The sequence below is a fragment of the Rhizobium sp. TBD182 genome (genome assembly GCF_001950375.1).
Taxonomy (GTDB): Bacteria; Pseudomonadota; Alphaproteobacteria; order Rhizobiales; family Rhizobiaceae; genus Agrobacterium; species Agrobacterium tumefaciens.
This window is the reverse complement of sequence record NZ_BDLN01000001.1, coordinates 1,228,056-1,237,210: the sequence shown is the minus strand read 5'-3', so window position 1 is coordinate 1,237,210 and position 9,155 is coordinate 1,228,056. Positions and strand designations below refer to the sequence as shown.

Sequence of the window (9,155 nt, the reverse complement as noted above, 5' to 3'; positions counted from 1 at the left end):
CAGGCTGGGGCGGAGTTGCCGAGCGGGCAGAAGACGCTGTTGTCCTCCATCGGTGGTCCGGGCGAGACGCTCACCATCGACAAGGCGCATGGAACGGAAGTCGAAAAAGTCGGCAAGCAGTTTCGCGCGGCGATAGAGAAAGAGCACCGCGGCAAATATTACCGCAGCAACGCCGGTTACATCGTTTTCGGCATCTTCTTCAGCGTCGCCATCATCGTCGCGACGCTGGTGTTCGGTGATCTCGATGAAAGCGCCATTGCCGCCGTGCTGGTCTTCGGCTTTTTCGCCTTCTTCTTCAGCATCCTGTCGATCGGCATCGGCCGACAGTTCTCGCGTGGTGCGTCGTTGAGCAAGCGCATCGGCGGCATCGTCATGCTGGCCTTTGCCGGTTTTGTGGCTTTTTCGGTCATTGGCGGCATTGCCACACAGATCCTGCTGGATGTGACGCATGACACCAAGTCGCTGGCGCTGGCTGCCATCGGCGGCATCGTGCTTACCAACGCGCTGTTCCTGTTCCTGATGGGTGCGCCGACGCCGCTCGGCCGCAAGCTGATGGACGGCATCGAGGGCCTCAGAACCTATCTGACGCTGGCGGAAAAGGACCGGATGAATATGGCGGATGCCCCCGCCATGTCGCCGCAGCATTTTGAGACATTGCTGCCCTATGCGGTCGCGCTCGGCGTGGAAAAACCCTGGAGCCGTACCTTCGAGACCTGGCTCGCGACAGCCGCCGCTGGTGCCGCCGCGGCAAGTTATGCGCCCGGCTGGTATTTGGGCAGCAATTACGGCAGCTTCGGAGACCGGATTGGTGGGTTCTCCACTTCCATGGCGAATACAATCGCTTCCACCATTCCCCAGCCTGTCAGCTCATCTTCCTCCAGCTTTTCAGGTGGCGGTGGCGGTGGTTCTTCCGGTTCGGGCGGCGGCGGCGGTGGTGGTGGCGGCTGGTAACGTCCACCGGCGGTAATTTAACCGATAGCTGATGACTTTTGCCGCTGGTCTTGCTAAGTCCGCGACACTCTTTTGCAACAGATTAAAGTCCTTATCCCATGCCCGATCTTCTGCTTGAACTTCGCTCCGAGGAAATCCCCGCACGCATGCAGCGCAAGGCGGCGGGCGATCTGAAGAAACTCGTCACTGACGCCTTGGTGGAGAGAGGGCTGACCTATGAGGGTGCGCGCGAATATTGGACGCCGCGCCGCCTGACGCTGGATATTCGCGGCCTCAATGCCCGCTCCGCCGATGTGCGTGAGGAAAAGAAGGGTCCGCGCACCGATGCCAACGAAAAGGCGATTGAGGGCTTTCTGCGCGGCGCTGGCCTTAATGATGTCTCCGAAGCTCAGGTCGTTTCCGATCCGAAGAAAGGCGATTTCTACATCGCCATCATCAACAAGCCCGGCCGCCCGGCGGAAGAGATCATCGCCGAGGTGATGCCCGGCATCATCCGCTCCTTCCCCTGGCCGAAATCCATGCGCTCCGGCCCGGCCTCCATGCCGAAGGGTTCCAGCTATGCCGGCATCGAAGGCAAGGGCTCGGAGAGCCTGCGCTGGGTGCGCCCGCTGCAATCCATCGTCTGCCTGTTCGGCCCCGAACATGACGAAACCCAGGTCATTCCCTTTGTCATCGACGGCATCGTCGCTGGCAACGTCACCTATGGCCACCGTTTCCATGCGCCGGGTCCGATCACCGTGCGCCGTTTCGAGGATTATGTCTCCAGCCTTGAAAAGGCGAAGGTCATTCTCGATGCCGACCGCCGCAAGGATATCATCCTGCACGATGCCAAGGATCTGGCATTTGCCAACGGCCTTGAGCTGGTGGAAGACGAAGGCCTGCTGGAAGAAGTCTCCGGCCTCGTCGAATGGCCGCAGGTGCTGATGGGCACTTTCGAGGAGGATTATCTGCAGATCCCGGCGGAAATCATCCGGCTGACCATCAAGACCAACCAGAAGTGTTTCGTCACCCGCAATCAGGGTGCGGAAGAGGGTCTTTCCAACCGCTTCATCCTCATCTCGAACATCGAGGCAAGCGACGGCGGCAAGGAAATCATCCATGGCAACGGCAAGGTCGTCCGCGCCCGCCTGTCGGATGCCCGCCATTTCTGGAACCGTGACCAGGGCGATCTGCCCGATCTGGAGACGCTCAAGGATTCGGCTGCGAAATTTGGCCTCGATCTCAAGAAGCCGCTCGACCAGCGCATGGCCAAGCTCGATGCGCTGAACGTTACCTTCCATGCCAAGCTCGGCACTCAAGGGCAGCGTGTGGCCCGCATTCGCGAACTGGCCAAGGCTCTGGCCCCCGTCGTCGGTGCCGATGCTGCTCTGGTGGACCGCGCCGTGGTGCTGGCGAAAGCCGACCTGCGCACCGAAGCCGTCGGCGAATTCCCCGAGCTTCAGGGCCTGATGGGCCGAAAATACGCAACCTTGCAGGGCGAAAACGAAAGTGTCGCCGCGGCGATCGAGGATCACTACAAGCCGCAGGGTCCCTCCGACCGCCTGCCAGCCGACAAGGTGGCGATCACGGTTGCTCTCGCCGACAAACTCGACACGCTCGTCGGCTTCTGGGCCATCGATGAAAAGCCTACCGGTTCGAAGGATCCCTTCGCACTGCGCCGTGCGGCGCTGGGCGTGGTTCGTATTCTGCTTGAAAAGAACGTGCGCCTGCCTCTCTTGAGCGTCGCGAAGGATACTGACCTCCTTTCCTTCTTCCACGACCGCCTGAAGGTCTATCTGCGCGATCTTGGCGCCCGCTACGATCTGATCGATGCAGTCCTGACACCGGAGTCCGACGATCTGCTGATGATCGCCCGCCGTGTCGAGGCGCTGACCGCCTTCATCACCGGCGAAGATGGCCGGAACCTGCTGGCCGGTGCAAAGCGCGCCACTCAGCTTCTGGCCGCAGAGGAAAAGAAGGGCACCGTGGTTGCGAACAGCGTTTCAGAAGAACTGCTGAAGCTCGACGCCGAAAAGGCGCTTTACGCGGCGATCAAGACCGCTTCCGCCGATGCCGCAAAGGCCGTCGAGACGGAAGATTTCCGCTCCGCCATGCAGGCGCTTTCGACGCTTCGCGCGCCCGTCGACAAGTTTTTCGAGGATGTGCTCGTCATCGACGAGGACGCGGCCATCCGCGCAAACCGTCTGGCGCTGTTGAAGGCCATTCGTGAAGCCACCGGAACGGTTGCGGATTTCTCGAAGATTACGGGGTGAGGCAGGGTTGCCAATGGTAATGTTTATGTTACTATTGCTCCATGAAGGTCGTTGAATATCTGGACCCTAACGGATCGAGCCCATTTGAGCGATGGTTCGTGAAGATCGACGCGCGTGCAGCGTCGAAGGTAACGATGGCCGTGACCCGGATGGGGCAGGGCAATCTCTCCAACGTAAAATCCGTTGGCTCCGGTGTTCTCGAATACCGGATCGATTATGGCCCCGGATATCGTGTCTATTTCGGGCGTGACGGTGATGAGCTGGTGATATTGCTGATTGGTGGAACCAAGGCGCGGCAGCAGAACGATATCGAAGCGGCCAAGGCCTTTTGGCAGGATTATAAATCCAGAAAGGGCGCCCACAAGGGTGCCGGGATGGGTGATTGACATGGCGCTAACGCGGGAATTCAAACAGACAGTCAAGGCGAGGGCGGAAAAAGACCCAGCCTTCCGGGCGGCTCTCTTGTCGGATGCTGTGGAACTGTTGCTGGAGGGAGATGTCGAAACCGGCAAGTCGGTATTGCGAGATTTCATCAACGCCACGATCGGTTTCGAGACTTTATCCAAACACGTGGATGTGCCTGCGAAAAGCCTGATGCGCATGTTCGGCCCGAAGGGAAATCCCCGGGCCGATAATCTGTTTAGTGTCATTCAAGCGCTTCAGAAGAACTCGGGTATACATCTCGCTGTCGCAGCGGCCTGATGATCACCAAAATCCTCATCAGCGCCTGCCTTCTCGGCCAGGCGGTCCGCTATGACGGCAAGGGCAAACCTCTCGTACACCCGGCGATAGACCGCTGGCGGGATGAAGGCAGGCTGGTGGCGATCTGTCCGGAAATGGCGGGCGGGATGCCCGTGCCGCGCCCGCCGGCAGAGATCGAGAAGGGAGCTTCCGGTCTCGATGTGCTGGAAGGCCGCGCCCGGGTGCTGGAAGTAACCGGCGGCGATGTCACGGCGGAATTTATTGCCGGTGCGGAAAAGGCGTTGGCCCTTGCTGAAGCCAATGGCTGCACGCACGCGCTGTTGATCGACGGCAGCCCGTCCTGCGGATCGGTCGCGATCTATGACGGCTCGTTCTCCGGCATCAAACATGCGGGCAATGGCGTGACGGCGGCGCTGCTTGAAAGAGCGGGAATTACGGTCTTTTCGCCTGTCGATATCGACCGGCTGGATACTCTGACACGTTGAAACAAAAAACGCCGGAGTTTCCTCCGGCGTTTTCGTTTATCCATCACCTCAGCGTCTATCACCCCGCCATGCGCATCTGCTCTGCCATGCCGTGCAGCTGGTGGCTGGAGGAAACGCGGAAGCCGCGGATGAGGTTCAGCAGCTCTTCGGTATCGACGGCCAGCGCTTCCGCCGAAGCCGTGGTCTCTTCCGCCATCGCCGCATTGTGCTGGGTGGCGACGTCGAGCTGGTTGAGCGATGTGGAGATAGAGCGCAGCGTCGTGTCCTGTTCGGCCGCCGAATGGGCGATCTTGCCGACGATCTCGTTGGCGGATTTGATCTGGTCAGAGATGCGTTTCAGCGCGTCACCGGCTTCGCCGACAAGACGCACGCCGTTTTCCACCTGGTTGGAAGAGCGGGCGATCTGGTCCTTGATCTCCTTGGCGGCGGCGGCAGATTTCTGCGCAAGTTCGCGCACTTCCTGTGCCACCACGGCAAAGCCCTTGCCCGCTTCCCCGGCACGCGCCGCTTCCACGCCCGCATTCAGTGCCAGAAGATTGGTCTGGAAAGCGATGTCGTCGATCACGCCGATGATGTTCGAAATCTGATCGGAAGATTGTTCGATGCCGCTCATCGCCGCAATCGCTTCTTCCACCACCCGGTCGCTGCGCATCGCTTCGGAGCTGACTGTCGTGACGCGCTTGGCGGCGTCGGCTGCACCTTCAGCCGTCTGGCGCACCGCAACCGTCAACTCGTCGAGCGCGGCAGAGGTTTCCTCGAGATTTGCCGCCTGGCGTTCGGTGCGCTGCGAAAGCTCGTTGGAGGCCTTGCGAATTTCTTCCTTCGAGCCGCCGATATCGATGCTCTTGGAATTCACCTTGGCCATGGCGGCGTCGAGATGGGTCAATGCCTCGTTGAAGTTGTCGCGCAGCGCGGCGTAACGGTTGCCGAGATCGGCGCAACGCACGGTCAGATCACCGCCGGCGAGTTTTTCCAGCGCCTCGCCAATGGTGGTGACGACACGCGCCTGCAATGCGGCCTCGTCACGCTGCATGTCGAGGTTGTTCTGGCGCTCGGCGTTGAGCTGCTGCTGCTGTTCTTCCTCCCGGCGCTGCATGGCGTGGCGCTCCCGCACCTTGTCCTGAAGCGAGGCCGTGGCCTTCGCCATCATGCCCACCTCGTTGGTCAGCCCGGTATGGGGTATGGTGAGCGAGACGTTCTCATTGGCGACTTCACCGAGCGCCCTGTGAATGTCGCCGAGCGGCTTCGAGATGCCCCGGATGACGTAGAAGGCGGCGGCAAGTGCCAGCACGAAGATGGCGGCACCGATGGACAGCGCCCTCATCACCTCGCCACGAACCTGGGCATTCAGATCATCGATGTAAACGCCGGTCACGACCACCACCTGCCAGGGCTCAAAAGCAAGGGCGTAGGAGCTTTTGGCGTAGTCATTGCCTTCCATGCCGGGCTTCGGACCGTAGAAATCCGTCTGGCCGCCGCCGTTGCGGCCAAGCCGTACGAGCTCGTCACGATACTGGAAGCCCTTGCTGTCCGGCTTGCCCTTGTAGTTCTTGCCGACACGCTTCGCGTCGGGATGGAATTTCATCGTCACGTCGTAGTCGTAACCGAACAGATAGCCATCCGGGGTGAACCGCATGGCGCTGACGGTGGCGAAGGCCTGCTTCATGGCGTCTTCGCGTGAAAGTGTCCCGGCCTTTTCCTTGTCGTGGAAGGATTGCAGGATGGAAATGGCGGATTGCACCTGTGTCCGCAGCATGCCGTAGCGTTCTTCATAGATCGCGTCGGTGGCAGATTTCAGCTGGTAAAACGTTGCTGCTGCGAAGGCGGCCATAAGGGCCACCACGAGCACGATCAGCTGACGGGAAATGGAAAGATTCTTCATGGGCGCTCACAAGCTTTTGCGTCGCGAGCCGGAAAAAGCCGCGCGCTGCCGAAGTTTCGAAAATGGGAAGGCGCCTGATGCGCTGTGATCAGCCTGAAAGCGAAAGTCCGCTCCAAGCCCTCATGTCGTGCTGCATCGCACTATGAGGTCACTTAGCGGCAAAAAATTTGAATAAATATTTAATTAGCAAAAGCTTTATGAGCGTGCTTGGCAGAATAATGGATGCATAATTTATTATTCACCGGATGGTTGCCGTGCACTTCGAAAAATGCAGCGATGACGCGATTATTTGACTTTTGTCATCAAAGACGCCGCCGACACTGTCGGTCAATTGCCGCGCAATTTGAAATCCTGGAAATCGGGTGCCGCCATTGCTGATGCGCTTGACGGTGCCGTGGCATTGGCCGCCGAAATTGTCTTCGTCGCTGCCGTGGTCGCGGTCATGTCTATGCCTGCTGGCGTGGCTGCCGTTTCCTCGGGGGGAGTGCCAGCTTCACCCTCATCATAGGTGGCAATTGCGGTGCCAGGGGTTTCCTGCGGCATCCAAGCGGGATTGGTGCTGACGAAGGTGACGGGCGCGCCGCCAAGCCAGGCCTCGGTGCGCACCAGCGTGCGCTTACCCTCGATTTCACGCATTTCCGTGTGCTGCGTGCCCGGCTCGATGGAGGGGATGGCAAAGCCCTCGGGGGCAGAGTTGTCCTTCACGGGCTGGCAGCGGGCGCAGTCGAGACGAACGAAGCTGCCATTGCTGGTGTGGGTGCCGTTTACATATTCGATGGAAGACGCCATCGCAGACCCGCCGGTCACCGCGACAACCGCTGTCAAAAGAAGACGACGCATCGAAAAACCCCCGAAATGACGGCGCAGCCTCACGATCGAGACAGAATGCGCCCTTCAATGTTCGGCAGATATTATCGGTCTTTCGTTTCCATCAGGTCAGCAAACTTGGTAAAAATTGAGCGAAATCTGCGCTCGGGCCGCTGTATGCCTTGAATGGTCAGACTTTTTCGCGCACCACGGCCTGCCAGCCGATATCGCGACGGCAGAAGCCGTTTTCCCATTCCACCTTGTCCGCCAGCGCATAGGCGCGCGCCTGCGCTTCCGTCACGTTCCTGCCAAAGGCGGTGACGTTCAGCACGCGTCCGCCCGTCGCCACCAGTCTGCCGTCCTTCAGCGCCGTCCCGGCATGGAACACCTTTGCCTCTTCGCTGGCATCGGGAATATGGGCGATGGGCGTGTTCTTGTCGTAGGCGCCGGGGTAACCCTTGGAAGCTAGAACAACGGTCAGCGCCGCATCGTCGCGCCATTCCGCTTCTACCTTGTCCAGCGTGCCGGTAGCAGTGGCGTAGAGGATCGGCAGCAGGTCGCTCTTGAGGCGCATCATCAGCACCTGACATTCCGGATCGCCGAAACGCACATTGTATTCGATCAGCTCGGGGCCTTTGGCGGTGATCATCAGACCGGCGAAAAATACGCCGGAGAAGGGATTGCCGTCTTTCGCCATGCCAGAAATCGTCGGCTCGATGATTTCTTTCATAGTACGCTCCACCATGGCCGGTGTCATCACCGGGGCGGGGGAATAGGCGCCCATGCCGCCGGTGTTGGGGCCGGTGTCGCCATCACCCACGCGCTTGTGGTCCTGGGCTGTTGCCAACGCCAACGCGGTTTTGCCATCGGAAAGGCAGAAGAAACTGGCTTCCTCACCGTCGAGGAAAGCTTCCACCACAACCTCGGCGCCGGCAGCGCCAAAAGCGCCGTCGAAACAGTCGTCGATGGCGGCAAGCGCTTCCGCCTCGCTCATGGCAACCGTTACGCCCTTGCCGGCGGCAAGCCCGTCGGCCTTGATGACGATGGGTGCGCCCTGTTCACGGACATATTGCTTTGCGGGTTCGGCGGTCTTGAAACGCTGATAAGCCCCGGTTGGAATATCGTAACGGGCGCATAGATCCTTCGTGAACCCCTTGGAACCCTCAAGCTGAGCGGCTGCTTTCGAAGGCCCGAAGGTGGCAATACCAGCCGCACGCAGATCATCTGCCAGACCCGCAACCAGCGGCGCTTCCGGTCCGACGACGACGAAGTCGATCGCCTTTTCCCTGGCAAAGGCGATAACGGCGGCGTGGTCTTCCACGTCAAGCGAAACGAGTGTCGCATGGTCGGCGATGCCGGGATTGCCGGGAGCGGCATAAAGTTCATCGAGCAGGGGGGACTGGGCGATTTTCCACGCCAGCGCATGTTCGCGTCCGCCGGAACCGATCAACAGAACTTTCATGGTCAACACCCCTGCAAATTCGCCTGTAACCTTGTTTGAGGGGCGTTAAGGGCAGGGGGGCGAAAGGTCAAGGAGAAAGCGCCTCAAATGCCCGTCTTTCCCTCGAACTCAGCCTTTCCTGTGGAATCGTTGCCGCCTCTTGTTGTCACGCCACAATCAGACATTATGTTCGCCGCTCCAGATGTGACATCAGAGAACCCCATGACCGCAGATAATGCCCGCCTCGCCACGCTCATCGCCTCCGAAATCAACGCCCGCGCCGATCAGGTGAAGGCGGCAGTGGCGTTGCTGGACGAGGGAGCGACCGTGCCTTTCATCGCCCGTTACCGCAAGGAAGCGACAGGAGGGCTGGATGATACCCAGCTTCGAACGCTTGCCGAACGCCTCGTCTATCTGCGTGAACTCAATGCGCGCCGTGCCTCCATTGTTGATACCATCAACAGTCAGGGCAAGATGACGGACGCCCTGATGGTCAAGATCATGCAGGCGGGCACCAAGGCGGAGCTGGAAGACCTTTATCTGCCCTACAAGCCGAAGCGCCGCACCCGCGCCGAAATCGCCCGCGAGCGCGGTCTCGGTCCGCTGGCCGAAGCGATCTGGGCAAACCGCGCAGC

9 protein-coding genes are annotated in these 9,155 nt (G+C 60.0%); 6 read left to right on the top strand and 3 right to left on the bottom strand.

The window, feature by feature from the left end:
- The 5 genes from T18_RS27600 to T18_RS06215 form a co-directional block, all read left to right on the top strand.
- On the top strand, positions 1–951 hold a 951-nt coding region (locus T18_RS27600; RefSeq protein WP_323455204.1), incomplete at its 5' end, for a DUF2207 family protein.
- 98 nt (positions 952–1,049) lie between these two features.
- Positions 1,050–3,203, top strand: coding sequence for a glycine--tRNA ligase subunit beta (gene glyS, locus T18_RS06230; RefSeq protein WP_038489905.1), 2,154 nt, complete (start codon positions 1,050–1,052; stop codon positions 3,201–3,203).
- 41 nt (positions 3,204–3,244) lie between these two features.
- Positions 3,245–3,589, top strand: coding sequence for a type II toxin-antitoxin system RelE/ParE family toxin (locus T18_RS06225; RefSeq protein WP_003515189.1), 345 nt, complete (start codon positions 3,245–3,247; stop codon positions 3,587–3,589).
- A 1-nt stretch (position 3,590) separates the two neighbouring features.
- Positions 3,591–3,905 (top strand): DNA-binding protein, encoded by a 315-nt coding sequence (locus T18_RS06220; RefSeq protein ID WP_003515190.1) that lies wholly within the window; start codon positions 3,591–3,593, stop codon positions 3,903–3,905.
- Positions 3,905–4,390, top strand: coding sequence for a DUF523 domain-containing protein (locus tag T18_RS06215; protein WP_038489908.1), 486 nt, complete (start codon positions 3,905–3,907; stop codon positions 4,388–4,390). Before T18_RS06220 ends, T18_RS06215 begins: the two co-directional genes overlap by 1 nt.
- 58 nt (positions 4,391–4,448) lie before the next feature.
- Here T18_RS06215 and T18_RS06210 read toward each other — a convergent pair whose 3' ends face one another.
- The 3 genes from T18_RS06210 to purD form a co-directional block, all read right to left on the bottom strand.
- Complete coding sequence (locus tag T18_RS06210) at positions 4,449–6,272, bottom strand: methyl-accepting chemotaxis protein (protein WP_038489911.1); 1,824 nt, start codon at positions 6,270–6,272, stop codon at positions 4,449–4,451.
- Positions 6,273–6,599: 327 nt separating this feature from the next.
- The gene (locus tag T18_RS06205) at positions 6,600–7,112 is read right to left on the bottom strand and encodes a plant virulence effector HPE1-like domain-containing protein (protein WP_038489914.1); all 513 of its coding nucleotides are present in this window, start codon (positions 7,110–7,112) and stop codon (positions 6,600–6,602) included.
- A 157-nt stretch (positions 7,113–7,269) separates the two neighbouring features.
- Positions 7,270–8,541, bottom strand: a complete 1,272-nt coding sequence (purD, locus tag T18_RS06200) for a phosphoribosylamine--glycine ligase (RefSeq protein WP_038489915.1) — start codon at positions 8,539–8,541, stop codon at positions 7,270–7,272.
- 201 nt (positions 8,542–8,742) lie between these two features.
- Between purD and T18_RS27595 the strand changes: the two genes are divergently transcribed.
- Positions 8,743–9,155, top strand: a 413-nt coding sequence (locus tag T18_RS27595; protein ID WP_323455203.1) for a Tex-like N-terminal domain-containing protein, incomplete at its 3' end; no start/stop codon positions are given.